Genomic DNA, 25,309 nt, shown 5'->3' on the forward strand with positions numbered 1-25,309 from the left:
AAGGCTCAAAACCGGTCCGGACGAAGGAGCACGACGTATGACGCGAGGCATCACACGCGCCTGTGCTGTGCTCGCGACTTCTCTCCTCGCAACAACCGCTACCTCCCTGGGTGTGGCCGGTGCCGATGTAGTTAGGACTCAAGGCACCGATACCCTCTCCGTCCGCTTGCTCGCGTTCAACGACCTCCACGGCTCGCTGCTGCCACCCGAAGGCGAACGCAGCAAGATCATGCAGGCCGACGGTTCGCACACCCCCGCGGGCGGCGCCGCCTACCTCGCTGCGTACGTGTCCCAGCTGCGGGGCCAGGCATCGAATTCGCTGCTGTACTCGGTCGGTGACAACTGGGGATCGTCCGCGCTGGAATCGGCGATGTTCAACGACGAACCGACAGTCGAACTTCTCAACCGCATGCAGATCAACGCGTCGGCGATCGGTAATCACGAACTCGACGACGGGCTCGCGGAATTCCGCCGGATGGAATCGGGCGGGTGCTCGGCGGACAACGCGTGCACCTTCAGTCCGTCCTTCGGCGGAGCCAACTTCCCGCTGATGGCCGCAAACATGACGTACGCCGACGGCACACCGGCAACGCTGCCCTTCACGGTCAACATCGTGGACGGCGTTCCCCTCGGAGTGATCGCGATTGCTGCTAGCAACACAGCTCAGATCGTGGCACCGGACGGCGTCTCGAACCTGAAATTCGGCGACGAGGTCGAGGCAATCGATCGCACCGCAGACGTCCTCGACTTCTTCGGCGTCAAAGCCATCACCGTGTTGCTGCACCGCGGCGACGAACCAGACATCGCGGGTGGCCCCAACGACTGCAATGTCACGTCGGGCCCGGCTCGCGACATCGCATTGCGCGCATCCTCGAAAGTCGACGTCATTTTTACCGCGGACAGTCATCAGCAGTACAACTGCGAATATCCCGACCCCGCCGGAAATCCCCGCGTGGTGATGCAGGGCGCGTCGCACGGTCGCATCGTCTCCGTCGCGGACGTCGTGATCGACCGCACCACTCGGGACGTACTGCGAGATCAGACATCGTCGTTCAATCAGATAGTGACACACGATATTTCGCCGGACCCCGATACCGCGGCCCTAGCCGAAAAAGCGTGGGATGCGGCCGCTGAAGTAGCGCAACGTCCGGTCGGGACAAGCACTGCCGACCTGACGCGTGACCAGGTTCCCAGCGGTGAATCCGCCCTCGGCAATCTTGTTGCCGACGCTCAACTGGCGGCAGGTGCTCCGCGAGGGGCACAGATCGCGCTGACCAACCCCGGTGGAATGCGCGAAGACCTGGATGCCGGAACTGTGACGTACCGCCAAGCTCACGCGGTGCAACCGTTCGGCAACAGCCTCGAGGTGCTGTCGATCACAGGCGCCGTACTGAAAAACACTTTGGAACAGCAGTTTCAATTCTCGCCGGAATACGCGGCGTTCGAACGAATCCTGGCCCCGTCAGCTGGTTTCACGTACGCCCTCGATCGCAAGGCTCCCGCAGGCTCACGAATCTCGGATATGCGCCTGAACGGGGAAAACATCAACCCAGACGCGGTTTATCGTGTTGCCGTCAACAAGTTCCTCGCCGAAGGCGGCGACGGGTTCACTGCCCTTCGCAGCGCCACGGAAATGGCCGGAGCAGGAACCGACCTCGACGCCCTGGTTGCCCTGTTCACCTCCGGCTCACCGGTCTCGGCGCCGGCCACCGATCGCATCCGCGCAGTCGGCTGAATAGGCATCAGCGAGCCGATTGCCTAGTCTCGACTGGTGATCATCGCGACCCATAACGGCAAGTTCCACGCAGACGACGTCTTCGGCGTATCGCTCCTGAAGCAGCTGTACCCCGACGCCACCGTCGTCCGCACCCGTGACGAGGACGTCCTGAACAGCGCAGACATCGTGCTCGACGTCGGCGGACGCTACGAGCCGGCAGCCGGCCGGTTCGACCACCATCAGCGCGGCGCGGGCGAACGCAGCAACGGCATCCTGTACTCGGCCTTCGGGTTGCTGTGGCAGGAATACGGCCTGAAGTTCTGCAACGGCGACGAGTCCGTGTGCCGCCGCATCGACGGCCGCCTGGTCGAGGGCATCGACGCCGTCGACAACGGCCAGGAGATCTACACCCTCAACGACTTCGGTACCAAGCCTTTCGACTTGTCGTCGGTTCTGGATCTGTTCAATCCCATCTCGTCCACGGACGAGGAGTTCGACACGCAATTCGAGCTCGCGGTTGTTCTCGCAACGCAGATCCTGATTCGCTTGCGCGCCAAGTACGCCGGTGACGCAGCGGCCGAAAAGGAATTCGCCGACACGTACGCCAAGGCTTCGGATCCGCGGTTCGTCGTGCTGGAACGCTTCATTCCGCACGGCCGCGCAGCGTCGGCTCAGCCGGAGCTGCTGTTCACGATCTTCCCGAACACCAACGGCGGCTGGTCCATTCAGACCGTCAAGCCGGCTGATTCCAAGTTCGGTTCGCGAAAGCTGCTGCCGGAGGGGTGGCGCGGCCTCAACGGTTCGGATCTGGCGGCCGAAACCGGCGTCGACTCGTCCGTGTTCTGCCACAAGGCCGGATTCATCGCTGCCGCGCACACTCGCGACGATGCCATGAAGCTGCTGGAATTGGCTCTCGCCGCGTAGACCCTCAGCGACCGAGCGCGGTTTGCAGCGTCGGCCAGGAATCATGCAGTGCGTCTTGGTAGTACGGCCACGAATGGGTTCCGCTGTCCCGGTACGCAAACACTCCCGCGACACCCAGTCCTTCGAGCTTGCTCTCGAAGGACTGGGTGCATGAATTGACGAGCGCTTCGAGTGGTCCGCCCCTGACTATCGCTGTCACTCCATCGAGGGTGAGTGCTGTGTTGTGCGCTCCGGGCAGTCCGGTGCTCGCCGAGCTGTAGATCGTTTTGCCGCGCAACGCCTCTACGTTGTTCGACGGATTGTGACTGAGCCAATCCGGATCCCCGGCCGGCCCCCACATATTCGTGGCGTCACCGCCCTTGCTGGCCACCGTCGCACGCACGAAGTCCTGCGAATACAACTGCGTGGTGTCGAGACATCCACTGTACGAAGCCAATCCCGTGTACAAGTCCGGATTCCGAGTAATCAGGTTGCCCGCACCGAGCGCGCCCATCGATACACCGCCGACGGCATTGGTACCGTTTCCGTCGAAGGCCTCGTCGATGAGGGGAGGCAACTCCCGGGCCAGAAACGACTCCCACTTGTTCACACCGAGGTTCGGGTCGTTGCTGCGCCAGTCGGTATAGAAACTGCCGGTACCTCCCACCGGCAGAACCACATTGACATCCTTGTCGGCAAAGAATGCCTCGATGTCCGTGTTCTGCGTCCACGTGCTTTCGGTGTACTCCGATTCGGAACCGGCGCTGACCCCGTCGAGGAGATAGAACGTGGGCCGAGTGCCCGGAGCGCTCACGGGATGCAGAACCTGAACCTGAACTTCGCGACCCATCGACGGGGAGTCGACGAAGACTGCACTGCGGGTGGGCGTCAATTGTTCGATCCGATCGATCTGAGCGACTGTTTCTGCATGGGCTGCTTGGGCGGCGCCGACTACGCCGACTGCACACAACGAGAGAACCACTCCGAATGCCACTGACGTCCGCATAAGTGAGCACCTTCTCACATACCGCCCGATCCGATTGATCGCACCGTGGGCAACCCTCGTTTGAGTGGATCGCACGCCGGGTATGCGTCACTGTTGGCTAGTTCTCCACCGATGCACACACAGGTGTGGATAACTTCATTCACATCCCGCCCATGACTGTGCATAACCTGTGCACAACCACCTGAATTACATCGAGGTTATTCCACCTACCTCGACTGACAGGGTTCTACACAGTGTGGATAACTTTGTCCTCGGATTCGCCGAAACGTTGCCGTTTCGGGCGTGTCCACGCAGTTCCGACTCAACGCGACATGATTTGTTCACAAGGAGGCAACTCCCCATACTGAGTGCATGATCTCCGCCCTCCTGGCCGCTGCCGCCGTTCTGGCGCTCCTCACACTCGTGCCGGGACCGGACATGGCCGTCGTAACGCAGGCATCGCTGACCGGCGGTCGATCGTCCGGCTTCCGGGTAGCGGTTGGCATCATCAGCGGACTGCTCGTGTGGGGTTTGCTGACCGTGCTCGGCTTGTCGGCCCTGCTGGCTGCTTCCGCGGAGGCATACACCGCCGTGAAATTGGCCGGCGCCGCCTATCTGATCTATCTGGGTGCGCGAGCGCTGTGGGGAAGCCGCACGTCGCGGATGCAACAGAGTCTTCCACGTTCGCAGAAGGCCGGGACCTGGAAAACCGGTTTCACCACCAACCTGCTCAACCCCAAAATTGCGGTCTTCTACACCAGCCTGCTGCCACAACTGGTTCCTGCGGGATGGCCGACGGGTCCGTCACTCGCGCTGTTGGTCCTCATCCACGCCGCAATCTCCATCGCTTGGCTCAGTGCCTACGTCGTGCTGCTCTCCCGGGCCCGTAGCACCTTCGAGAAGCCGAAAGTGCGGCAGGCACTGGAGCGCATAACCGGCACGGTTCTTCTAGGATTCGGAGCGAAGATCGCGCTCGAAGCGCGCTGAGTCGACACATCGGAGAAGAGCAGACAGTGGGCGCGTGGGGATCGGGACCGTTCGAGAACGACGGTGCGGGGGATTTGATTGCATCCATCGGGCACGGTGATTTCACCTTCGAGTCCGTGGAATGGGCATTCGAGGACGACTACCTCGAGGTGGACGGCGGTCAGATCGCCGTCGCATTGCTCGAATTGGTGCTGATCGTGCGCGCCGATCGCAAACGCGATCCTGCCGTCGAGGAACTTGATCTCGACGCCTTTGCCGACGCCTTGACCAGTGAGCGGCTCACGTGGCTGATCGAAATGGTGGAACGCACCATCGCGTCGACCGATTCGGAACTGTTCGAGCTGTGGGACGAGCAGGGGCCGGAAGAGCTCGCGGCCTGGCGGATACCCGTCGTGGACGGTCTCGAAGATCTGCGCGTGCTGTCGGTCTGATTTCGGCGGCGCTCCATCACGTTTGCTTATCGGGCCACAACGGTTCGGTCTTGGTCAGATGCCCTGGTAGACCCCTATGGTCGAACGGATCACCGAGTGAGAATTGTGACTCGTCGACGACGGGAATCCACGCTCACCCCGGACCCAGGAGCAGACCATCATGGCGACATTCGTTCCGGCTGCGCGCGTCGACAGAATCAGGGAGTCGCCGAGTGTGGCTGCCGCACAACGAGTGCGCGAGCTGAAGGCGCAGGGCCGCGAGATACTCGACCTCACGGTCGGTGAGCCCGACTTCGACACACCGGACAACATCAAGTCGGCGGCGATCACAGCCATCAACACCGGCCAGACCAAGTACACGGCAGTCAACGGCATCCCGGCACTACGCGAGGCGATCGCAGCGCGCGCGGCTTCGCGAACCGGAATCCAGTACGCGGACAACCAGATCACCGTCGGCGGCGGCGCGAAGCAGGTCATCTTCCTCGCTTTGATGGCGACGGTCGAAGCCGGCGTCGAGGTCATCGTTCCCGCGCCGTACTGGGTTTCGTACCCGGATATGGTGCTCGCACACGACGGAACTCCGGTGATCGTCAACTGCGAGGAGTCCGACAACTTCCTTCTCACCCCCGAAGCTCTCGCCGCTGCGATCACCCCGAATACCAAGTGGGTCATCCTCAATGCCCCGGGCAACCCCACCGGATCGGTGTACACCCGCGAGCAGTTGCAGGCCATCGCCGACGTGATCGAGGCTAACCCCCACGTCAGTGTGCTGGTCGACGAGATCTACGACGAGATCAACTTCGGCGACGCTCCGATCCCGAGTCTGCTGCAGGTCGCCCCGCACCTTCGCGATCAGGTGCTGGTCACCAACGGCGTTTCGAAGTCTCACGCCATGACCGGGTGGCGGCTCGGATACGGTCTCGGTAATTCCGGTCTGATCGGTGCCATCAACAAACTGCAGGGGCAGAGTTCTTCCTGCCCATCCTCGATCAGCCAGGCTGCAGCGGTGGAAGCTCTTACCGGCGACCAGAGCTTTCTCACCGAATCCGTTCGGAGCTACCGCCTTCGACGCGATCTCTCGGCTCGGCTCCTCGGTGCGATCCCCGGACTCGAACCCGTCGTTCCGCAGGGCGCGTTCTACCTCTTCGTCAACTGCGCCGGCCTGATCGGCAAGCAGACACCGGGCGGCACCGTGATCGAGTCCGACCAGGATCTGGTCCTCTACCTCCTCGACGAAGCGTCGGTTGCCACCATTCAGGGTTCGGCCTACGGCGCATCGCCGTACTTCCGTATTTCCTTCGCCACGTCGGAGGCTGTCCTCGAAAAGGCCGCGGCACAGATCGCCGACGCAGTCGAACGCCTTTCCTGATTTTCCATACCTTCTGGAGTACAATATGATTCACGTCAAGACCAAGATCGACCGCGCGGACAAAGACCTGATTGCCGAACTGGGGACGTTCTCCGCGGCCACGATTCACGAGGCACAGGGACGCAAAGGTTCGCTGCATCCGGCGATCAAGCCGATCGATCGCGACATGAAGTTCTGCGGTTCAGCTTTCACCGTCAAGTGCCATCCTCGCGACAACCTCATGCTGCAGGTTGCGATCAGCTACGCCCAGCCGGGCGACGTTCTGATCGTCTCGTCGGGTGATCAGGCAGCCGGCCAGTTCGGCGACGTCCTGGCCAATGCCTGTGTGGCACGAGGTATTACCGCTCTGGTCACCGACGGCGGAGTACGCGATACCCGCGAGATCCGAGAACTCGGATTCCCCGTCTTCTCCAAGCACGTGTACATCGAGGGAACCGTCAAGGAATCACTCGGCCCGATCAACCATCCCCTCGTCTTCGGCGATCAGGTCATCTACCCCGGTGACGTCGTCAAGGGCGATTGCGACGGCGTTGTCGTCATCCGCCGCGAGGAGGTTGCCGAGGCGATCGAACTCTCGCGCGCCCGCGACGAAGCCGAAGCCGGGTACATCGAGCGTTACAAGCAGGGCGAAACCCCGCTCGAGGTAAGCAATCTGACAGCGCTCCTGGAAGCCAAGGGCTTGGTAGTCGAATAACCTGCTGTGCGCCTTTGTTAACCGCCCGACGTTAATAAAGGCGCACAGGGCCGAAGGCCTTAGAACCTCAGCAACACCTTCCCCGACACCGAAGCGTCCTTGGCCACCGCGAAGGCTTCCAAAGCCTCCGCCACCGGATATTCGTGGGTGAGAACAGCATCAACAGCCAGGGAACCGTCGGCGAGTGCGAGAAGCACCTCGTCGATTTCGTCGTTGAAGCGGAATGAGCCCACCATCTCCAACTCTCGCGTGATCGCCAGCGAGATGTGTACCGGTTGGGGACCGGACGGAAGAAGCCCGAGCATGACTACCCGTCCACCTCGCGTCGCCCCGCGGATAGCGGATTCGAGCCCCCGATGATTACCGGTGCACTCGATGACGACGTCGGCATCGGATGCGGCGACGGCATCCGCGTCGGTGGCCTTCAGAATCCGATCCGCACCGAGCGTCGACGCGATCTGCAGCGGAACGTCGTGCATGTCGACCGCGGTGATCGACTGCGCGCCTGCCCGTTTGAGTACGGCTACGACCAGGGCGCCGATGGGACCGCAACCGACGACCAGTGCCTTCTTGCCGCGAACGTCTCCCGCTCGCGAAACAGCATGCCAGGCAACGCTTGCCGGCTCGGCCACCGACGCGGTCCGCAGGTCCAGCCCCTCGGGCAGTTCGCGGAGCATGCGCGTCGGGAGCACCGCGTATTTCACGAATGCACCTTCGGTGTGCGGGTATTGCGCCGCGCTGCCCAGGTATGTGCAGCAGGGCGAGAGGTTGGGCCGATCACTCGGGAACCGCGGAGTGGTGCCGCCGGGCGTTGCGGGGTGTACGGCTACGGCAGTTCCGACTGCCGGCCCGGTTCCATCGGCGGCGGCCGCCACGACCGTGCCGACTACCTCATGGCCGAGCAGCATCGGAGCCTCGAGAATCGACTCCCCCGCCGCGCCGTGCGTCCAGTAGTGCAGATCCGATCCACAGACGCCGCCGTAGGCGATCTCGACCACTGCCTGCTCGGCGGTCGGCGCGGTCAGCGCACGTTGCTCAACTCGCAGGTCACCGGCCGCGTGGGCCACCACTCCGAGCGTCGTATCCGGTAGTGCAAAACTCATGATGCGCTCTCTCAGTCGTTGCGGCGGATGAAGTCGAGGCCACCGGGAACCTGGAAGGTGGGGAGCACCTCGATGAGACCCAGGTTGACATGGCCGGGAGCGTCGATCGCGAACTCGACGGTATCCGCGATGTCCTTGGTGGTGATGGATTCATAACCCTCGTAAAAGGTTTCCCATGCTTCCTTCATGGCTTCGGGCGTGCCACCGAGGTTGCGGCCGAAGATCTCGGTCTCGACCCGGCCGGGGCAGATCTCGGTCACTCGGATCCGCTTGCCGATGCAGTCGTTGCGAAGCTGACGCGAAATCTGGTGCACCGCAGCCTTGGTCGCGTGGTAGGCCGTGTGGCCGTAGAAGTTGTACAGGCCGGCGATGGAACTGATGTTGACGACGTGGCCGAGATCGCGCTCCACCATTCCCGGCAGCAGAATGCGGCACAGGTGCAGCACGGCACGAAGATTCACGTCCACCATCGCGTCGACGGACGCTTCTTCGGCGTCGAGAATGTTTCCCGTGGCGGACACTCCGGCATTGTTGACCAGGATGTCGATCTCCAGTCCGCCAACAGCTTCGGCGAGCGCGGCGGTGTCGGTGATATCCACGGGCAGCGGGATCATTCCGGTGCGATCGGCGACCTCACCGAGCTTGTCGGCATTGCGGGCGACGCCGTAGACGGTGAGTCCACGCTTGGTGAACATCTCGGTGACTGCGGCGCCCATCCCGGTGTTGGCGCCGGTGACGAGTGCTGTGCGGTAATCGGAGAAAGGCATTGTGTGCTCCTACAGGAAGAAATTGGTATGACCCGGCGGCCGCCGCAACTGCAGGCGACCACCGGGCCGGATCAGGAGTGACTCACGACTGAAGTCACAGAGTGTCGCGCAGCGGAACGTGGGCGCGATCGGTGATGGTGCTGACCGCGATCAGGGTGCCGACTGCGGTGATGACCGCGTAGAACGCGGGAACGTAGATACCGAATTCGGGGATCAGCCACGTCATCAGCAGCGGCGCAGTACCACCGAAGAGTGCGGACGAGATGTTGTATCCCAAACCGTAGGCGGAGTAGCGAACCCGAGTGGGGAACAGTTCGACGATCAGGATGTGGATGACGGCTGTGTGTCCGGCGAAGATCACCGCCATGAGGCAGGCACCGAGAACAGCGAGTCCGATATTGCCGGTCACGATCATGGCGTAGCAAGGGATCGCGCCGATCGCCATTGCCGCAGCAGCACCGGCGATGACCTTCTTACGGCCGATCCGGTCGGAAAGGGCACCCATGAACGGGATCGCGAGACAGATCGCCACGAGGCTGGAGGCGGTGACGAGAAGTGCCGTACTGGTGGAGAATCCGATCTGATCGCCCTTGAGGAACGTGGGCATGTATGAGAACAGAACGTAGTAGCCGGAACCGTTCATCAGCGGGATGAACAGGGCGAGAATCATGGCGCGACGGTGCTCGGGAGTGGAGAACGCTTCCTTGAGCGGATTGCGCGACAAGCCGCCGGATTCCTTGAGCCGCTCGAAGTTCGGGGTATCGGAGATCGCGCGACGGATGTACCAGCCGATGATTCCCATCGGAATGGCCATGAGGAACGGGATGCGCCACGCCCACGATGCGAGTCCGCCGCCGTTGATGGCTTCGGCGTTGAGCCACGGTGACATGGCAAACGCGATCATCGTTCCGGTCAGCAGTGCCAGGAACGACGCGATCTGCGCGTAGCTCGTGATCAGGCCGCGCTTGCCTTCCGGGGCGTGCTCGGCGAGGAACGTCATGGCGCCGGCTGCTTCACCACCGACGGAGAATCCCTGCACGATCCGCAGGAAGATCAGTAGCGCCGGTGCCGCGATGCCGATGGCCGCGTAGGTGGGCAGCAAGCCGATACCGGCGGTAGCCACACTGATCAGCATGATGACGAACACCAACATCTTCTGTCGGCCGATCCGGTCGCCGAGGATGCCGCAGACCACCGCGCCGAGAGGCCGGACGAAGAACGAGACCGCGTAGCCGGCGAACACCAGCATGAGAGCGTCGCTCGACTTCGAGACGTCGAAGAACACGATCGCCAGCGCCGTCGCCATGAATGCGAAGACGCCGTTGTCGTAGAGCTCGACGAAGATGCCGACGCAGCCCGCTGCGACGACTTTCCGGACCTTGCGCGGGTCGGCTACCTGGCCGTCTACCGCTTCGATGGTGTTGGTCATGCTGTCTCCAAAATAGACGCGCGGCGCGGAGCGCTCGCGGGGCGTGTGGTGCCGACGTGGCTCGGTACTCGGGCTTCCGAGGTGTGAAGAGGTATCCGGAGGGTGGTGAATACGTTCTCCACACGCCGCCTCAGCAAGGCGATGCGGTGCTGCTGTTCACGGTGCTCTGCAACGGCCGTTGCGACGCTGCAGTTCCGGAATCGGACACGGTGCCCTGGTCGGGCCTGTCCCAGCTGTGAGAGTGAAACTGTGGTGACGACGGCCAGCACCGGATAGCCGGCGGTGACGCCTCTACCTCGATGCAGGACCAGAAGTTCGTTGCCTGCGGGTACTTCGATGGCGCCGATGGGGACGCCGCGGGAAAGGACCTCACCGGTGCTGGTGCGCTGTGGGAGCGGTCGCTGATCGGTAGGCGCCAGCCTCAGCCCGATGTGGTTGCTCTGATCGCCCACGACGAATTCGGTGTCGAAGAGCGCGGCAACGCTGTCGCCGAAGTCCTCGATGTCGGGGCCGTCCGTCACGTCGAGCGTCCACACATTCCCGAAGGCGGGCCGGTCCGGTAGCAGCCGGAACACCGGCAGCCGGAACACCGGGTGGTCGATCGGCGGGCAGTCGGCGTCGATGACGAGCGACTCCCCCGCAGTCAGGTGATGGCCGAATCCGAGGACCTGGTCGGGAGCGCAGCTCCCCAGCAGGTAGTCGGCCGTCAACTCCCCGTGGACGGCGATGTAGACGCGCAGCCCGTCGTGGATTCCGGTGACGGCAAGCCGCTGACCGGCGCGCCAGACGATCGGCTCCCACTGCGGTTGCCGATGGCCGTCGACGGTCACCGTTGCCGGTGCACCCGTGACCGCGATCAGCAGATCCGTGGACGCCGACGCGGCGAAGTCGAGCGCCGTCAGCTCCAGCAGCGGAGCCTCGCGCCTGCTGCCCACCAACACGTTGGCGATCTCCGCGCTGATCTGGTCGGCTGCGCCGCCCGTCGCCTGACCGAACTGCGACGCCGATCCGCGGCCCAAATCCTGCACGGAACTGATTCCGGGTGTCAGGACGGTGATGGTCTCAGCCATGGGAATCGCCTCCGGCCGGCAGGAGCGAGCGTCCGTCGAATTCGTCCCAGCGATCGGCATCGATCGCGCGGAAGACGAACAGATCGCCCGGGCGGTAGACAGAAATCTGCTCCGCCGTCGGATCGACCAAGGTGAGTGGGGTGCGGCCGATGACGGCCCAACCGCCGGGTGCCGGCTTTGCCGAAACGACTGCCTGACGTCCGGCCACCGCAACCGAACCGGCCGCGACGCGGGGCCGCGGGCTCGATCGACGCGGGATGGGAAGGCCGAACGCCGGGCCGTCGAGCATCGGAGCGCCGCCGGGTGAGCCGTAACAACGCATGACCAGCGGAGCCTCGGAGTGCAGACGGATCACTTCGGTGTCGGAGACGCCGAGGAACTGTGCCGTCTCGCGTAGGTCCGGTCCGTACTCGCCGCCGTAGACGACGGGGATCTCGAACGTCCGGGGTGCGCCCCACCGTGGCTCGGGGGCTGCCGCTGCATCGGACACCAGTGCGCGGACGGCGTCGTGGTCGGTGAGGAGGTTGTCGAACTCGACGAGCAGGGCGTCGTACGTCGGAATAACGCTGACGATGCCGTCCGCGCTGGGGTCGAGGCGTGCTGCGATCGAGCGGACGGTGTCCCAGTTCTGCTCGACGGTTCCGCCTCGGACACAGACCCGGACTGCGGCGTCACCGCAGTCGTCGACGGCGGTCTTCACGCCGAACACCCGACATCACGTGCACGGCGTGACGCCACGACCTGGGCCAGGGGCGCGATGGTGACACCGGCGGCTTCGAGAGCGGCGCGGATCGCCTTTGCGTTCGCGACGGCGCCGGGATTGTCACCGTGCACGAGGACTGTATCGGCGACAACCGGGATCAGGGTGCCGTCCAACGCTTCGATGACTTCCTCGACCACCATGCGAACAGTCCGCTCGACCAGAACGTCGATGTCGTGAATCACCGCTCCCGGCTCGCTGCGGGCCACAAGCGTTCCGTCGGCGTTGTATGCACGATCCGCGATGCCGACGATACCGACACTCAACCCTCGGGCGTTCGCCTCGTCGGCCAACGCTCCGTCCTGAGCGAGCACGATCAACGACGGATCGAAGGCCGTGACGGCATCGACCACAGCGCGGGCGTAATCCTGGCGTACGGCAACAAGATTCCCGAGCTTGCCGTGGGGAGCGATGTGGGACAACGATGTTCGGTTCGCGACCGCAAAAGCATGGAGTGCACCCAGTTGAAACAGCACATCGGTGCGCACCTCGTTCTCACTGAGATCCATCGCGCGACGGCCGAACCCGGCGAGGTCCGGGAAACTCGGGTGCGCGCCGATTCCGATTCCGCGGGCCACGCAGCCGCGAACCGTGGAATCCATCGTGCGCGGATCACCCGCATGGAATCCGCAGGCGATATTGGCCGACGTCAAAGTATCGAGCAAAGCTTCGTCGGCGCCCATGGTCCACGCGCCGAAACCTTCGCCGAGATCGGCGACAAGATCAACACTGGTTGCCATTTCGGTCCTCCCGGTTTGTTTGCGGAGTCGTACGGGCGCCGTTGCCCGTCGTTGTCCTGTGTGTTGCCTTTTGTGTTTCTGGGACGCTACTCAGGATCTCCAAAGGGTTGTTAATACCATTTTGCGTTGGGGTGATCGGAATTCGATATGTCGGCTGAGCTGGTAGTTTGCACACCATGGATACGAGAAGGCTCTACTCGTTCGTACGAATTGTGGATGCCGGCAGCATCACCCGAGCCGCCGACATTCTGCATATCGCGCAACCCGCGCTGAGCCAGCAGATGACGTCGCTCGAAACGCAGTTCGGTCAGCAACTCCTGATCCGCAGCAAACAGGGCGTCGAACCGACCGATGCGGGGCATGCGTTGTATCGGCATGCTCAGGTGATTCTGCGTCAGGTGGAGAGTGCGCAGGCCGAGGTATCCGTGGTCGGGCGGGCGCTCGCGGGCGGCGTTTCCGTCGGCCTCGCTCCGTACAGCACCGCGACGGCAATCGCCTTGCCGCTCTTGGCCCGCGTGCGCGAGCAGCACCCGAATATCTTGTTGCACATCAACGAAAACTTCGGTGGCGTGCTCAGCGAAGCAATGATGACCGGCCGCATGGATCTGGCGTTGTTGTACGACGCCGGTCCGATCAAGGGTGTCACCTTCGAACGGCTGCTCACCGAGGAATTGGTGGTGGTCGCGCCGTTCGGTACCGGACTGGCAGGCGAATCGGGATCCGACATCTCTCTGTCCGAGATCACCGAACTGCCCCTGTTGCTTCCGGGACGGATGCACACCATCCGAAAAGTGGTGGAGCAGGCTTTCGACCGGGCGGAGCAGCAACCGAACGTCGTGGCCGAAGTGGAATCGGTGATGACGCTGTCCGAGGCCGTGCGCACCGGATTGGGCGCGACGGTCCTGCCGTGGTCCGTGGCCCGTCGGGTCATGGACGTCGAAGCCCTGGAGCTACGACGCATCGAGCCGGGCATCGAAGTCCATGTCTCCCTCGGCACTCCGGCCAATCAGCCCCTCTCCAAGCCGGCCGAGGCGGTGCGCGATGTTCTGCGCACCGTCGTGGCCGACTACGTGAAGGGAACCAACGCGAGCGGTCAGTAGCCCGCCGACGGATCGATTACGGCAGCCAAGTCCTCACCCGCAGCGAATCGAGCGACGTTGGCGGCCACGTGATCTGCCAGAACGCGGGTGAGCGTCGTAGCGGGATTGGCGACGTGCGGAGTGATGATCGCGTTGGGCAGCTTCCACAACCGGTGTCCGTCCGGCAGCGGTTCGGGATCGGTGACATCGAGCGCCGCGCCGCCGATCGAACCGGACTCGAGAGCGTCGACCAGTGCATCCGTGTCGACCAGGGTGCCGCGCGCGATGTTCACGATCCAACTCGACTCCGACATCTGGTCCAGTTCAGCCTTGCCGACCAGATGCCGGGTCGCCGATGTCGACGGCGCCGCGATCACGAAGTGATCTGCCTTGGACCAGATTTCACCGGTACGGTCAGCCGAGAGAGTCTCGGCAGCGCCCTCGACCGGAGTTCCCGAACGGGTGATCGCAATGACCTTGACCTTGGATGCGGCGAGGTACGGGATCAATGCGCGGCCGATTCCGCCGCAACCGATGATCGCCACTGTCGAGCCCTGCAAAGTGCCCACCCGCGGGTCGAACTCTTCCTTGCGCCACGACTGCGCCGCCAATTGTTCGGGGAGAGAACGAACTCCGGCGAGGAGAAGCATCATCGTATGTTCGGCAACATTGCCCGCGTACGCTCCGGCAGCAGACGTCCAGACCCGCTTGTCGTCGATCACCCCGGCGTCGAACCACGGCTCGATGCCCGCGAACGGCAACTGCACCCAGCGAACCGAATCGGGCAGCGACGACGGGAACGTATCCGGACCCTGAGCCCAGACGACGCCCTCTGCCTCGGCCAGCGGAACGAGAACTCCACCGGCTCGGCGTATTCCGTCGGCAAGGTGCGGCTCCTCGACGGGACCGAGGTGGATGCGGGGGGCGCTGGCGTCTGTCATGTGGGTACTTTCTGTTTCGAGAGTGACGGGCGATCAAACAGCGGACGATCAGACAACTGCTGTCATACCGCCGTCGACGTAAAGGATCTGACCGTTGACAAAATCCGATGCCGGGGACGCCAAGAACAGTAGCGATCCGATCAGTTCCTCGGTGCGACCCCAGCGTCCGGCGGGGGTCCGCTTGGAGAGCCACGCTGTGAACTCCGGATCGTTGACCAGTGCGGACGTCAGTTCGGTGTCGAAGTATCCCGGTGCGATCGCATTGATCTGCAAACCGAACGGCGCCCAGTCGGCGCACATTCCGCGGGTGAGCATCTTGAGCCCGCCCTTGCTGGCCGCGTACGGTGCGATACCCGCTCGGCCCAGTTCGCTCTGCACGGAGCAGATGTTGACGATCTTGCCGCGCCCACGATCGACCATGGCCCGAGCGAATTCACGTCCGACATAGAACGCGCTGGTCAGGTTGGTATCCATGACGCGCCGGAAATCGTCGTCGCCGAATTCGAGCAGCGGGGCACGATGCTGGACGCCGGTGTTGTTGACGACGATCTCGACCGGACCGACCTCGGCTTCGATGCGCGTCGCCGCGTCGCGGACGGCAGCCGAATCGGTGACGTCGAACGCGTATGCATGCACGCTCGCGCCGGTCGCCTCGGAAATGCGTCGACGCTCCGTCTCCAGCACCTCGGCATTTCGACCGTTGAGAACGACCACGGCGCCGGCCTCGGCAAGTCCTGTGGCCAGTGCCGAACCGATACCCCGGCTCGAACCCGTCACCAGGGCGACCTTCCCGGAAATATCGAACAGGCCGGGATTGACGGTGCTACTCACGCTGTGACGCTCCTCTGAGATGTATGAATGTAATCGGCTGCCTCGCCCACCAGTGTGCTCGGTTTCGAGACAACGTTCAGCGTGATCCCACGCTCGTCGTCCGTAAGCGGTTCCAGGGCGTCGAACTGGGAGATGAGCAAACTCTCCGGCATGAAGTGACCGGCGCGGGCACGCATCCGGGTCACGATCGTCTCGAAATCACCGTCCAGGTGCACAAACTGTACGTCGAGACCGTCGGGCCGCAACCGGTCCCGGTAGTGCTTTCGCAGAGCCGAACAGGCAACGACGCCGGTACGGCCGGCATCGGCGCGTTCGGACAGCCAGGCGGCGATTGCGTCGAGCCACGGCGCTCGGTCCTCGTCGGTCAACGGCGTGCCCGATCTCATCTTGGCGACATTGGACTCGGGATGCAGATCGTCGCCGTCTACGAAGTCTGCGCCGAGGGACACGGCGAGACCTACTGCCACGGTGCTCTTTCCAGCGCCCGCCACACCCATCACAACTACCTGCACCGTCATACTTCGACCATGCCCGACTACCTCAGGCCAGGCAATACTCGAGCGATACCGGTTCGCGAGGGTGCCATAGCGGAACGATCTAGGCCCTTCTGCCCGTTCGAGCCCTATCCGTTCGCTTTCACGATCGAGTCCTTGCCCTCGGCCGCTCCACCCTTGATGGTGTCGTGCTGGACGGGAACGAACTTCTTCTTCGGCAGCAGGAACAGCCACGTCGCGAAGACAAACGGACCCGTTCCGGCGGGCAGGCTGATCGGCGCGAAGGCCGAGACGAGGGTGCCGTGAATGACAACGGTGACAAGCACACCGAAGACCGTGTAGACAAACACGCGCCACGACGGGTTGTAGAAAACAGAACCCAAGGCAATGGCCGTCAATACGGAACTGAGCCCGTAGAGACCGTTGCCGATGTCGACGGTGTTGGCGCCGAGCGCGAGAACCGACCCGATCGCGACGGCGGAACCGATAAGGGCGAACACCGCAGCCCAGCGCGACGCGACCAGTAGGGCGACTACGAAGATGATGCCCGTAATAGTGTTGTTGATCAGGAAGATCTGGGAGACATTGCGAAACAGGGTGTCCCAGAGAAATCCCACGGTGACATCGGCATGAACCGACGCATCCCCGATGTGCTGCGGGAATTGTGCGGCGCTGAGGTCCGACGTTTCGATCCGGAGAAACTGAAAGGCCGCGAGCAGAAAGAACCAGTTGACGAGGTTGAACGGAAACGTCAGCGCCGGCACGCCCCACGTCTTGAAGACGTTGGCAACCGCGAGAAAGGCGACGGTGGAGGCCGCGGCACCGACAACCAGGTAGATCCACAGCATCACCCCACCAGCGAGGAACGTGGGAAATGCTGCGCCGACCAGGATTCCGTTGTAGCCGTACAAACCGATGCGCATCGAATCGTCATCCGAGTGCAGCAGCATCCCCGTCACCGTGGACACCACCAAGCCCACTACCGCGCCGATCGCCACGGTGATCGTGTCGGCCGCTATCGCACCCCAGAAAATGCCGACGAGAAACAGCAGTCCCGTCAGGGCATTGCCCTGAAACATCACCTGCCCGGAACCTTTGAGGTTGGTGTCGACGAACCGCAGTACGACATTCTTGTCCGCGATATCGTCCCAGGGTTTGGTGATGGTGGTCATCGCACGTCCCTCAATCCTTTTCGCGGCGAACCGCGTCATCCCCAGAGCGGGACGGGCGGAATAGTGGTATCCAGAACCGACTTTCGAACGAGCGCCCAGAAATCACGAACCTTGGCTCTGACAGGTTCACTCTCGGGGCCCAGGACCTTGAAGATCAATCCGGCATCGTTCGGCAGTCGACTGGCACCCGAGAAGACCTTCCCGTCGGGTCCTGGAACGACCTGTTCCAGTATCTCGTCGGCATGATTTTTCGGAGTGAGCAGTACGACGTTTCCGAAGACGTCGTAATCGCTCATGATTCCCTTGTGTCGCACCGGGAACCGCTGCGGTTCGATCACCAGTTTCTCGGTGAAGAGACCCTGTCCGTCTGGGCGCCGCGCCTTGATCAAGGTGGAGTACAGATCGTAGACAAACAGTTCGGTATCGGACTGGGCAGTCCGATAGTACTTGCGACCTGGCATCACGATTTCCGAAAATAGCAGCGTTGCAGAAGGATCCACTGTGACGTCGGTTCGCGCAAAGTACCTCGCATTGCGGTGCGGAATCGTGACACCCGGCATCAATTCGAGATAGGAATTTTCGGCCAAGGTCACCTTCTGCAACTGCGACGCGTGATTCGCGTCCATCTGATGCACCTTGGTGGCCGACTGCGTCGTGACGTGCGCCAAGGATCCAGGCTCCATGTCGATAGTCAGAAACAGCCGATCACCCTGCAGCACACTGCCAGACGTCGAGATCATGTAGACACACGGCATTGTCGGCAGCGCTTCGTCCCAGTACAGCGCCTGTTGAACGAGTAACGGTGTCTTGCGGTACATGTCCCGGAGAATCGTCTTGTCGCCACGATCGACAAAACGCATCTCGAGTACCCCGGTCTTGCCCACCTTGCCGGCCGGGGCTTGCTTCGGCTGATCCTGGTACTGATCGAGTTCCGGAATGGTCGGGATCGGCCTCGGGAGCGACCGCGCACCTCCCGGAACAGCGGGAGCACTCACTGCGCGCTCGCTCCCACTTCCTCTTCGTCGAAGAGGACACCGTGCACGATGAGGTCTACCACTTCCTTGATACCTTCGCCGGTCATGCAATTGGTGAAGACAAACGGCTTGTCGCCGCGCATGCCCTTCGAATCCCGATCCATGACCCCCAGGTCAGCCTTCACGTACGGCGCCAGATCTGTCTTGTTGATGACCAGGATGTCCGACTGCGAGATCCCGGGCCCGTTCTTACGCGGAATCTTGTCTCCCGCAGCTACGTCGATGACATAGATGAAAAAGTCGACGAGAGCGGGACTGAACGTCAGAGTGAGGTTGTCACCACCACTTTCGATGAACACGATGTCGGTGTCCGGGAATGTTCGCTCCATATCCTCGACCGCCGCGAGATTCATGCTGGGGTCCTCACGAACGGCGGTATGGGGACACGCGCCAGTCTCGACGCCGACGATGCGTTCCTCCACGAGAACACCTTTGAGCGCCTTACGCACATGCTTGGCATCCTCGGTGGTGACCACGTCGTTGGTGATGATCAGAACACTGGTTCCCCGCTTCACGAATTCCGGTGTGATCGCCTCGATGAGGGCAGTCTTGCCCGAACCCACAGGGCCGCCGATTCCGATGCGCGTTGTCTTCTTCATGATTCTCCTTCTAGTTCATGAACATTCGGACATGCGCCTTGACATGAACCGCAGCCAGAATGTCGATCATCGGGGAAAAGTTGGACATGTCGTCGAGCCCGTACTCGCGAACGGCCGCATACTCGCCGTCGGCGGTCTGATTCACTTCGAACAGAATCTCTTGCGTGGCAAGGTGATCTACCCGCACGATACGGAGTGCGGCACCCAGAAGCGTCATCGCCACACCGTACTGATGAACGGTAAAGGCATCCTGCTCCGGAGAGCCCATCTCCGCGAAAGCAATTCCAAGCCCCGCCGGATACGTACCGGGAGTCTCTCCCGTCTCGATCGCCGCCAGCCACTTGGTGAACAACGTCTCGCCTACGAGTCGGCCACCGAGTTCCGCCAGTTTCTTTCCCATCCGGGTGGTCATCGTTCGGGACTCTTCGTTCAATTTGCGTTCGATCACCGCATGATCAGCCGCCAGAATTGTCGAGAAGTCGCCGTCCGATGCACCGCGGTGGGCAGCGAGCACGGCAATACCGTCGCACGTTGCACCCTGATGGGCGGCAGAGAGGACAAACTCCCGTAACGACGGACCGTCCGTGACAATTCCCTGTGCCACGGCCGATTCCAACCCGTTCGAGAACGAGAAGGAACCGACCGGGAACATCGAATCGGCAAATTGCATCATCCGCATCGCACGGTTGATGCTCAGCTGCGACCCTTCACATGAGGGGGTCATGGGTATGGCCCTCACCCTCGCGCGCTGCCGCACCGAACAATCGGCGTGCTTCGTGCGGAGCGATGTAGGGAATGACCTCGGCGCCGGGAATGAAGGTGTACTCGATGCCCTCGAACGCGTGCGTGCGCATCACCGAACCCATGACAGCTTTGTCTACCGTCAGCGGCACATAGACCTTCATACCCTTCACCACTGCCGGCCAATGCTGGTTACCCACAGCGTGACCCAACTCGAGACACGTCTGAATCATCTTCTCCGGCGTCACGTCGAGCAATGCACTGAGGTCGATCTCGAGAACGTCCTTGAGGTTGATCCGGGCAACGACGACGGTGTTCTCCGGCTCGTCCCACAGCAGGATGTCGCCGTCCTGCAACTGAACCCCGCGATCGAGGGAGACCGCCAATTCACGACCGCCGAGCGTCGTACGCCGCAATCGGCTCTTCTGCGCCTCCCACTGATCCAGCGAAAGTACGTCGATCACAGCGCTTTCGATGCGCGACGCCCATTCCTCGTCGGTTTCCTTGCCGAGCAGCGCGTCGACGCGAAGCGGCTTGCCCGTCGGCGCGGTCATCTCGCCGTGCGGCTCGGCGTGTGTATGCGGCGTCGTGTCGCCGCCGTGCGTATGCGTGATTGTTCCCGACACTGGTCTCCCCTAACTGAAGAAGTAAAGTTGGTTCAGGCGAATGGATTCAGCGGGTTCGACGTAGGCGTGAACGCCGTCCGCCGTCACCGCGAAGGTCTCCGGATCGACCTTGATCTCCGGCGTGGCCGAGTTGCGCACGAGGTCGCGTTTGGTCACGGTGCGAGTGCCTTCGACGGCAACAACCTGACGCTCGAGACCAAGACGGTCCTTGATGCCGTCGTCGAGTGCGGCCTGGGACACGAACGACACCGAACTCTCGGGGAGCGCCTTACCGAACCCGCCGAACATCGGCCGGTAGATCACCGGCTGCGGAGTCGGTAGTGATGCGTTCGGATCTCCCATGGCGTGCCAACTGATCATTCCGTTCTTGATGATCATTTTAGGCTTCGCACCGAAGAAAGCGGGTTCCCAGAGAACAAGATCCGCCATTTTTCCCGGAGCGATGGATCCGATCACGTGGGACAACCCGAACGTCATCGCCGGATTGATCGTCGTCTTCGCGACGTACCGCAGAACCCGGAAGTTGTCGTGTGTCGGCGAGTCCTCCGGCAGCTTTCCACGAGCACGTTTCATGCAGTCGGCCGTCTGGATCGCCCGGAGCCAGTTCTCGCCGACCCGGCCCATTGCCTGCGAGTCGCTCGAGAACATCGAGATGACTCCCATATCCTGCAGCACGTTCTCCGCACCGATCGTCTCCGCGCGAACACGCGACTCGGCAAACGAAACATCGGACGGTACTTTGGGATTGAGGTTGTGACAGACCATGATCATGTCGAACAGCTCGGCTTGCGTGTTGATGCCGTACGGCAACGTCGGGTTGGTCGACGCCGGAAGAACATTGTCCTCACCGGTCACCCTCAGGATGTCCGGTGCGTGACCGCCGCCGGCGCCCTCACTGTGATAGGTGTGAATGGTGCGCCCCTCGAAGGCCGCAATGGTGTCCTCGACGTAGCCGGCTTCGTTCAAAGTGTCCGTGTGAATGGCAACCTGAACGTCCATCTCGTCCGCGGCACGCAGCGATGCCCGGATCGCGGCCGGTGTTGCGCCCCAGTCCTCGTGGACCTTGAGCCCCGCGGCCCCCGCCTTGATCTGCTCGATCAGAGACGGGTAGCCGGACGAGTTCCCCTTGCCCAACATCGCGATGTTGACGGGAAGACCCTCATTGGCCTTGAGCATCATCTCCATGTTCCAGATGCCCGAGGTGATGGTGGTGCCGTTGGTGCCGTCGGACGGCCCGATACCGCCGCCGATCAGCGTTGTCACACCACCGCTGAGTGCGTGGTATGCCTGCTGAGGAGAAACGAGGTGCACGTGCGGATCGATACCCGCTGCAGTCAGAATCAACTGCTCGCCGGAGATGGCATCCGTTGCCGGTCCCGTCGTGAGTCCCGGCGTCACGCCCTCCATCGTGCTCGAGTTGCCGGCTTTGCCCCACCCGACGATCTTTCCGTCCTTGATACCGACATCGGCTTTGACGACACCGATCGTGGCGTCGAGGATCACGACGTTGGTGATCACCAGGTCGAGCGCGCCGTCACGACTGCACGACGCCGGATCCTGACCCATACCGTCGCGTAGCGTTTTGCCGCCGCCGTAGATCGACTCGTCGCCGATGGTGCGAAGATCTTCTTCGACCTCGATGTAGAGGTCGGTGTTGCCGAGCCTGATCTGGTCACCCTTCGTGACACCGAACAGCCCCGAATACTCTTGCCGTGAAATGCTTGTCATGGGTATTGCGCTCCTTCGACCGCCGTCAACGAGAATCAGTCGGATTGTGGTTCGGACAGGAAACCGAGCTCGTCTGCGAGAGCGACGGCACGTGGCAGACGCGGGCGATACGCGGCATGCGTGGGAGCCCAACCGTCCACCAGACTGTTGAAACCGTGGGCGCGCTGCTTGCCACCGAACGGCACCAGCGTCACTTCCTTCTCGTCACCCGGTTCGAAGCGCACCGCAGTTCCGGCGGGAATGTCCAGGCGCCAACCGAAAGCCTGTTCACGATCGAAGGACAATGCGCGATTGACCTCCATGAAGTGATAGTGCGAGCCCACCTGAACGGGCCGGTCACCCGTATTTCGAACGCGCAACTTCAGACGCGGCCGGCCCTCGTTGATCTCGATCGGTTCATCCCGCAGGACGTATCCCCCGACCGGAACCTTCTTGTTGTCGCCGGAATCCTTCTTCGATGATTTCGATGCCATCTTCGATACTCCTGAGTTGGTCTGCCGGGCTGGAGTGTCTGTGGTGCTGGAGTGTGTGCCGGGCTACTGGATGGGCGAATGCACGGTGACAAGGCGGCTACCGTCGAGGAACACCGCCTCGACCTGCACGCGCGGAATCATGTCCGCAACACCTTCCATGACGTCGTCGACCGTCAATGCGTGCGACGCGTCCGCCATGACTTCCTCGAGAGTTTTCCCCTCGCGAGCACCCTCGAGTGCCGCCGCCGTGATGACGGCCACCGACTCCGGGTGATTAAGCTTGAGCCCCTTTGCTTTTCGTCGCAAGGCGACATCAGCCAACATGAGGATGGTCAGCTTGTCGAGTTCTCTCGGTGTCAGATGCATTCCGACGACTCCTTCTCGCTCATATCTTCACTTCCGTGTGGTCAGGGTCGAAAGGGTCAGCGTCCGAATCCGGGGCGCGCTGCCCGGACAACGGTTCCGCGGATTGCTGCACGAATCCGCTCCTCCTTCCAAGGGAGTGCCGATTGATTGCATCGAGCACGGCTTGGGTGCGGTCGGACGGTGCAAGGACTTCAACCCGCAATCGCTCGGCGAAGACAACGTCATTGCGTTGTCCGCGGAACTTGAGTGAATCCGAATCACTCGCGGATACATGCGCTTCCGACACGACAATCGATTCCGCTCCCGCCGCCAGCAGCGCCTCGCGCAGCTTCTCGGACTCGATGGTCTGGAGGACGGCGGTGATGAGTTCATGTTTCTGCGCACCGGGATTGGGAGCAAGTTTCTCTCCCTCGACCGTGGCTCCCCCGTCGAACCCGCTCGATTGCGGCGCTCCACCCGCGTCGACAAATGCCGCGTTGTAGCGGTACGCGTCCATTCCTTGCTGACGGCGATCGATGTTGACCTGGTCTTTCGGAGCCAACTTGAGTCCGATGGTCTTCTCGATTCCCGTGGCGATCAACCAGGTCACGACAAACGAGAAGGCGATGACGACGACCAAGGCCAAGGCCTGCTCACCGAGTAATCCGAGTCCGCCGCCGAACAGGAGTCCGTCCCGTCCGATCGGATTGATCGCCTTCTCCGCAAACAGACCCAGAAGCAACGATCCGAGGATGCCGCCGACGAAGTGGACGGCGATGACGTCGAGAGCATCGTCGAACTTGAAAATCGACTTGAGGGCCAACGCGAAGTGGCAGATCAATCCGGCGAGCGCACCAATTGCCAAGGCGGAGAATGTACTGACGAAACCGGCACAAGGAGTGACAGTCGCCAGACCTGCCACTGCGCCGGTGATTCCGCCGATCGCCGTGGCCTTGCCCTCGGTATATCGCTCGATGACCAGCCAGACGACCATGCCGCCCGCAGCGGCAATGTGAGTGTTGATCAAGGCCTGCGCCGCAACACCATCCGCCGCCAGACCGTCGCCGGCGTTGAAGCCGAACCATCCGAACCACAAGATGCCTGCGCCGATCAGAGCCAACGGGACGGAGTGCGGAACGGCCTCCGCGTTCGGCCAGCCGGGGCGTTTACCGACAACCAGCAAGATCGCGAGTGCAGCAGCACCTGCGGAGGCGTGCACGACGATTCCGCCGGCCCAGTCCTGCGCCCCGCGCAGAGCGAGCCACCCCTCGGGGTTGAAGAGCCAGTGCGCAATCGGCGGGTAGACGATGATCGACCACAAAACGAGGAGAACAGCCCAACCCAACGGCTTGAGACGGTTAGCCGTCGCGCCGGTGATCAAAGCGGGCGTGATGATCGCGAACATCATCTGATAGGCCACAAATGCCAAGGTCGGGACTGCGACCGCACCTTCGATCAAGTGAAAGCCCGGCGCAGCGGCAGTGTGAATGTCCTGCAAGCCGAAGAGTTTCAGATCCCCGAGGAAGCCTGATCCCCAGTCACCGCTGAACGCAAAGCTGTAGCCGAAGACTATCCAGGTGATGGACACCAGGCCGAGCGGAACCAGGTTCTGCTGCAACATCACCAGCGCGCTACTGCCGCGCACCAATCCGGCGTAGAAAAACGCGAGACCTGGGACCATAAAGAGCACAAGACCTGCGGAAATAAGTACCCAGGCCGTGTCACCACTATTTATTACCGTTTCCGCAAGCATCGGTAAAACCACCTCCGAGTAAGGAGACCGCAGCAGGTCTCGACATTTCTCGTAATACGTATGAGCGACGGTGCGCGGTTAACACCGACAGCAAATGTCCAAACCGAAGGCGTCGGTGTCATGGTTGCACATTTTGTACCGAATGGCGGGTTTGCGCGGTTTTAGGGATCCGTCCTGAAATTGGCATCGAAACAGTAACGGACAGAGTAGATTTCACTCTTGCGATTACCGATCGATAACAAGTTTCGATCAGCATCGTCACGGCGAGATATCAGCTGGATCCACTCCCTCGGCAAGCTCTCGATTCCGAAACATCGAGGTCGAATTTAAAGTTACGAAGGTCCCGCTCGATACCTGACCGATTGGTCAGGTACTGCCGTCAATAGTGACTCAAGTGTTCACCTGAGCATTCATTGGATATTTAGAAATACATTCATTTCCACTGGCGCGGCCAATTTCACCGGCGGCGGAAATCCTATTCTTGGAATATCCCATAAAGTTGCACGCTGCAACAAATAACCGACAAATTCAGTCAGAC

26 protein-coding genes are annotated in these 25,309 nt (G+C 62.0%); 7 read left to right on the forward strand and 19 right to left on the reverse strand.

The window, feature by feature from the left end; genetic code table 11:
• Positions 1-37 precede the first annotated feature (37 nt).
• Together ACFRFQ_RS26335 and ACFRFQ_RS26340 are read left to right on the forward strand one after the other, a co-directional pair.
• Complete coding sequence (locus ACFRFQ_RS26335; protein ID WP_378664410.1) at positions 38-1,735, forward strand: bifunctional metallophosphatase/5'-nucleotidase; 1,698 nt, start codon at positions 38-40, stop codon at positions 1,733-1,735.
• 36 nt (positions 1,736-1,771) lie between these two features.
• A complete protein-coding gene (locus ACFRFQ_RS26340; RefSeq protein WP_378664412.1) occupies positions 1,772-2,641 on the forward strand; it encodes an MYG1 family protein in 870 nt (289 codons plus the stop codon).
• 4 nt (positions 2,642-2,645) lie between these two features.
• On the opposite strand, the gene ACFRFQ_RS26345 is transcribed toward ACFRFQ_RS26340, so the two are convergent.
• Positions 2,646-3,626, reverse strand: a complete 981-nt coding sequence (locus ACFRFQ_RS26345) for an alpha/beta hydrolase (protein WP_378664414.1) — start codon at positions 3,624-3,626, stop codon at positions 2,646-2,648.
• Positions 3,627-3,977: 351 nt separating this feature from the next.
• Between ACFRFQ_RS26345 and ACFRFQ_RS26350 the strand changes: the two genes are divergently transcribed.
• The 4 genes from ACFRFQ_RS26350 (at position 3,978) to ACFRFQ_RS26365 (ending at position 7,086) form a co-directional block, all read left to right on the forward strand.
• Positions 3,978-4,592, forward strand: a complete 615-nt coding sequence (locus ACFRFQ_RS26350) for a LysE family translocator (RefSeq protein WP_378664416.1) — start codon at positions 3,978-3,980, stop codon at positions 4,590-4,592.
• Between the two features lie 26 nt (positions 4,593-4,618).
• On the forward strand, positions 4,619-5,023 hold the full coding sequence (locus ACFRFQ_RS26355; protein WP_033235119.1) for a DUF4259 domain-containing protein: 405 nt from the start codon (positions 4,619-4,621) through the stop codon (positions 5,021-5,023).
• Between the two features lie 160 nt (positions 5,024-5,183).
• A complete protein-coding gene (locus tag ACFRFQ_RS26360) occupies positions 5,184-6,392 on the forward strand; it encodes an aspartate transaminase (RefSeq protein ID WP_378664418.1) in 1,209 nt (402 codons plus the stop codon).
• A 25-nt stretch (positions 6,393-6,417) separates the two neighbouring features.
• Entirely contained in the window at positions 6,418-7,086 is a 669-nt protein-coding gene (locus ACFRFQ_RS26365) for a 4-carboxy-4-hydroxy-2-oxoadipate aldolase/oxaloacetate decarboxylase (RefSeq protein ID WP_378664420.1), read from the forward strand.
• 59 nt (positions 7,087-7,145) lie between these two features.
• Here the strand turns inward: ACFRFQ_RS26365 and ACFRFQ_RS26370 are convergent, their stop codons facing one another.
• From ACFRFQ_RS26370 to ACFRFQ_RS26395, 6 genes are all read right to left on the reverse strand, one after another.
• Entirely contained in the window at positions 7,146-8,189 is a 1,044-nt protein-coding gene (locus tag ACFRFQ_RS26370) for an L-idonate 5-dehydrogenase (RefSeq protein WP_378664422.1), read from the reverse strand.
• 11 nt (positions 8,190-8,200) lie between these two features.
• Positions 8,201-8,956, reverse strand: coding sequence for an SDR family oxidoreductase (locus tag ACFRFQ_RS26375; RefSeq protein WP_378664424.1), 756 nt, complete (start codon positions 8,954-8,956; stop codon positions 8,201-8,203).
• A 94-nt stretch (positions 8,957-9,050) separates the two neighbouring features.
• Positions 9,051-10,385, reverse strand: coding sequence for an MFS transporter (locus tag ACFRFQ_RS26380; RefSeq protein WP_138871411.1), 1,335 nt, complete (start codon positions 10,383-10,385; stop codon positions 9,051-9,053).
• Positions 10,382-11,455 (reverse strand): biotin-dependent carboxyltransferase family protein, encoded by a 1,074-nt coding sequence (locus ACFRFQ_RS26385; RefSeq protein ID WP_378664426.1) that lies wholly within the window; start codon positions 11,453-11,455, stop codon positions 10,382-10,384. Before ACFRFQ_RS26385 ends, ACFRFQ_RS26380 begins: the two co-directional genes overlap by 4 nt.
• Positions 11,448-12,155, reverse strand: coding sequence for an allophanate hydrolase subunit 1 (locus tag ACFRFQ_RS26390; RefSeq protein WP_378664427.1), 708 nt, complete (start codon positions 12,153-12,155; stop codon positions 11,448-11,450). Before ACFRFQ_RS26390 ends, ACFRFQ_RS26385 begins: the two co-directional genes overlap by 8 nt.
• Positions 12,152-12,955 carry a LamB/YcsF family protein gene (locus ACFRFQ_RS26395; protein WP_378664433.1) on the reverse strand — a complete coding sequence of 268 codons (804 nt, stop codon included), beginning with the start codon at positions 12,953-12,955 and terminating at the stop codon, positions 12,152-12,154. The genes ACFRFQ_RS26390 and ACFRFQ_RS26395 overlap by 4 nt, the downstream gene beginning before the upstream one ends.
• A gap of 176 nt (positions 12,956-13,131) precedes the next feature.
• Here ACFRFQ_RS26395 and nac point away from each other — a divergent pair, with 176 nt between their 5' ends.
• Positions 13,132-14,055 carry a nitrogen assimilation transcriptional regulator NAC gene (gene nac / locus ACFRFQ_RS26400; RefSeq protein WP_138871407.1) on the forward strand — a complete coding sequence of 308 codons (924 nt, stop codon included), beginning with the start codon at positions 13,132-13,134 and terminating at the stop codon, positions 14,053-14,055.
• On the opposite strand, the gene ACFRFQ_RS26405 is transcribed toward nac, so the two are convergent.
• The 12 genes from ACFRFQ_RS26405 to ACFRFQ_RS26460 all read right to left on the reverse strand — a co-directional run bounded on the left by ACFRFQ_RS26405 (position 14,049) and on the right by ACFRFQ_RS26460 (position 24,771).
• Positions 14,049-14,975: a D-isomer specific 2-hydroxyacid dehydrogenase family protein gene (locus ACFRFQ_RS26405; RefSeq protein WP_378664436.1), complete on the reverse strand. Its 927-nt coding sequence runs from the start codon at positions 14,973-14,975 to the stop codon at positions 14,049-14,051. The genes nac and ACFRFQ_RS26405 overlap by 7 nt on opposite strands.
• 48 nt (positions 14,976-15,023) lie before the next feature.
• Positions 15,024-15,806 carry an SDR family oxidoreductase gene (locus ACFRFQ_RS26410; protein WP_378664437.1) on the reverse strand — a complete coding sequence of 261 codons (783 nt, stop codon included), beginning with the start codon at positions 15,804-15,806 and terminating at the stop codon, positions 15,024-15,026.
• Positions 15,803-16,324 (reverse strand): gluconokinase, encoded by a 522-nt coding sequence (locus ACFRFQ_RS26415; RefSeq protein WP_378664439.1) that lies wholly within the window; start codon positions 16,322-16,324, stop codon positions 15,803-15,805. Before ACFRFQ_RS26415 ends, ACFRFQ_RS26410 begins: the two co-directional genes overlap by 4 nt.
• Positions 16,325-16,428: 104 nt before the next feature.
• Positions 16,429-17,472, reverse strand: a complete 1,044-nt coding sequence (gene yut, locus ACFRFQ_RS26420) for an urea transporter (RefSeq protein ID WP_378664441.1) — start codon at positions 17,470-17,472, stop codon at positions 16,429-16,431.
• 35 nt (positions 17,473-17,507) lie between these two features.
• Positions 17,508-18,467 carry an urease accessory protein UreD gene (locus ACFRFQ_RS26425; protein ID WP_378664443.1) on the reverse strand — a complete coding sequence of 320 codons (960 nt, stop codon included), beginning with the start codon at positions 18,465-18,467 and terminating at the stop codon, positions 17,508-17,510.
• The gene (ureG, locus tag ACFRFQ_RS26430) at positions 18,464-19,105 is read right to left on the reverse strand and encodes an urease accessory protein UreG (RefSeq protein WP_378664445.1); all 642 of its coding nucleotides are present in this window, start codon (positions 19,103-19,105) and stop codon (positions 18,464-18,466) included. Before ureG ends, ACFRFQ_RS26425 begins: the two co-directional genes overlap by 4 nt.
• Positions 19,106-19,115: 10 nt before the next feature.
• Positions 19,116-19,829: an urease accessory protein UreF gene (locus ACFRFQ_RS26435; RefSeq protein ID WP_378664446.1), complete on the reverse strand. Its 714-nt coding sequence runs from the start codon at positions 19,827-19,829 to the stop codon at positions 19,116-19,118.
• Complete coding sequence (ureE, locus tag ACFRFQ_RS26440) at positions 19,813-20,472, reverse strand: urease accessory protein UreE (protein WP_378664447.1); 660 nt, start codon at positions 20,470-20,472, stop codon at positions 19,813-19,815. The genes ACFRFQ_RS26435 and ureE overlap by 17 nt, the downstream gene beginning before the upstream one ends.
• Positions 20,473-20,481: 9 nt before the next feature.
• Positions 20,482-22,200, reverse strand: coding sequence for an urease subunit alpha (locus ACFRFQ_RS26445; RefSeq protein ID WP_378664449.1), 1,719 nt, complete (start codon positions 22,198-22,200; stop codon positions 20,482-20,484).
• A gap of 35 nt (positions 22,201-22,235) precedes the next feature.
• Complete coding sequence (locus tag ACFRFQ_RS26450; protein ID WP_378664451.1) at positions 22,236-22,673, reverse strand: urease subunit beta; 438 nt, start codon at positions 22,671-22,673, stop codon at positions 22,236-22,238.
• Between the two features lie 63 nt (positions 22,674-22,736).
• Positions 22,737-23,039, reverse strand: coding sequence for an urease subunit gamma (locus ACFRFQ_RS26455; RefSeq protein WP_378664453.1), 303 nt, complete (start codon positions 23,037-23,039; stop codon positions 22,737-22,739).
• A gap of 19 nt (positions 23,040-23,058) precedes the next feature.
• Complete coding sequence (locus ACFRFQ_RS26460) at positions 23,059-24,771, reverse strand: ammonium transporter (protein WP_378664455.1); 1,713 nt, start codon at positions 24,769-24,771, stop codon at positions 23,059-23,061.
• Positions 24,772-25,309: the final 538 nt, after the last annotated feature.

It is taken from the genome of Rhodococcus sp. NPDC056743 (assembly GCF_042790355.1).
Taxonomy (GTDB): domain Bacteria; phylum Actinomycetota; class Actinomycetes; order Mycobacteriales; family Mycobacteriaceae; genus Rhodococcus_F.

What these genes read in the sequence shown, in the direction of transcription:
- ACFRFQ_RS26455 (WP_378664453.1), bottom strand. Translation starts at nt 23,039, where the DNA reads ATGCATCTGACACCGAGAGAACTCGACAAGCTGACCATCCTCATGTTG.
- ACFRFQ_RS26365 (WP_378664420.1), top strand. Translation starts at nt 6,418, where the DNA reads ATGATTCACGTCAAGACCAAGATCGACCGCGCGGACAAAGACCTGATT.
- ACFRFQ_RS26350 (WP_378664416.1), top strand. Translation starts at nt 3,978, where the DNA reads ATGATCTCCGCCCTCCTGGCCGCTGCCGCCGTTCTGGCGCTCCTCACA.
- ACFRFQ_RS26360 (WP_378664418.1), top strand. Translation starts at nt 5,184, where the DNA reads ATGGCGACATTCGTTCCGGCTGCGCGCGTCGACAGAATCAGGGAGTCG.
- ACFRFQ_RS26345 (WP_378664414.1), bottom strand. Translation starts at nt 3,626, where the DNA reads ATGCGGACGTCAGTGGCATTCGGAGTGGTTCTCTCGTTGTGTGCAGTC.
- ACFRFQ_RS26335 (WP_378664410.1), top strand. Translation starts at nt 38, where the DNA reads ATGACGCGAGGCATCACACGCGCCTGTGCTGTGCTCGCGACTTCTCTC.
- ACFRFQ_RS26445 (WP_378664449.1), bottom strand. Translation starts at nt 22,200, where the DNA reads ATGACAAGCATTTCACGGCAAGAGTATTCGGGGCTGTTCGGTGTCACG.
- ACFRFQ_RS26415 (WP_378664439.1), bottom strand. Translation starts at nt 16,324, where the DNA reads ATGACGGTGCAGGTAGTTGTGATGGGTGTGGCGGGCGCTGGAAAGAGC.
- ACFRFQ_RS26450 (WP_378664451.1), bottom strand. Translation starts at nt 22,673, where the DNA reads ATGGCATCGAAATCATCGAAGAAGGATTCCGGCGACAACAAGAAGGTT.
- ACFRFQ_RS26395 (WP_378664433.1), bottom strand. Translation starts at nt 12,955, where the DNA reads ATGGCAACCAGTGTTGATCTTGTCGCCGATCTCGGCGAAGGTTTCGGC.
- ACFRFQ_RS26405 (WP_378664436.1), bottom strand. Translation starts at nt 14,975, where the DNA reads ATGACAGACGCCAGCGCCCCCCGCATCCACCTCGGTCCCGTCGAGGAG.
- ACFRFQ_RS26385 (WP_378664426.1), bottom strand. Translation starts at nt 11,455, where the DNA reads ATGGCTGAGACCATCACCGTCCTGACACCCGGAATCAGTTCCGTGCAG.
- nac (WP_138871407.1), top strand. Translation starts at nt 13,132, where the DNA reads ATGGATACGAGAAGGCTCTACTCGTTCGTACGAATTGTGGATGCCGGC.
- ACFRFQ_RS26380 (WP_138871411.1), bottom strand. Translation starts at nt 10,385, where the DNA reads ATGACCAACACCATCGAAGCGGTAGACGGCCAGGTAGCCGACCCGCGC.
- ureG (WP_378664445.1), bottom strand. Translation starts at nt 19,105, where the DNA reads ATGAAGAAGACAACGCGCATCGGAATCGGCGGCCCTGTGGGTTCGGGC.
- ACFRFQ_RS26460 (WP_378664455.1), bottom strand. Translation starts at nt 24,771, where the DNA reads ATGCTTGCGGAAACGGTAATAAATAGTGGTGACACGGCCTGGGTACTT.
- ACFRFQ_RS26375 (WP_378664424.1), bottom strand. Translation starts at nt 8,956, where the DNA reads ATGCCTTTCTCCGATTACCGCACAGCACTCGTCACCGGCGCCAACACC.
- ACFRFQ_RS26370 (WP_378664422.1), bottom strand. Translation starts at nt 8,189, where the DNA reads ATGAGTTTTGCACTACCGGATACGACGCTCGGAGTGGTGGCCCACGCG.
- ACFRFQ_RS26435 (WP_378664446.1), bottom strand. Translation starts at nt 19,829, where the DNA reads ATGACCCCCTCATGTGAAGGGTCGCAGCTGAGCATCAACCGTGCGATG.
- yut (WP_378664441.1), bottom strand. Translation starts at nt 17,472, where the DNA reads ATGACCACCATCACCAAACCCTGGGACGATATCGCGGACAAGAATGTC.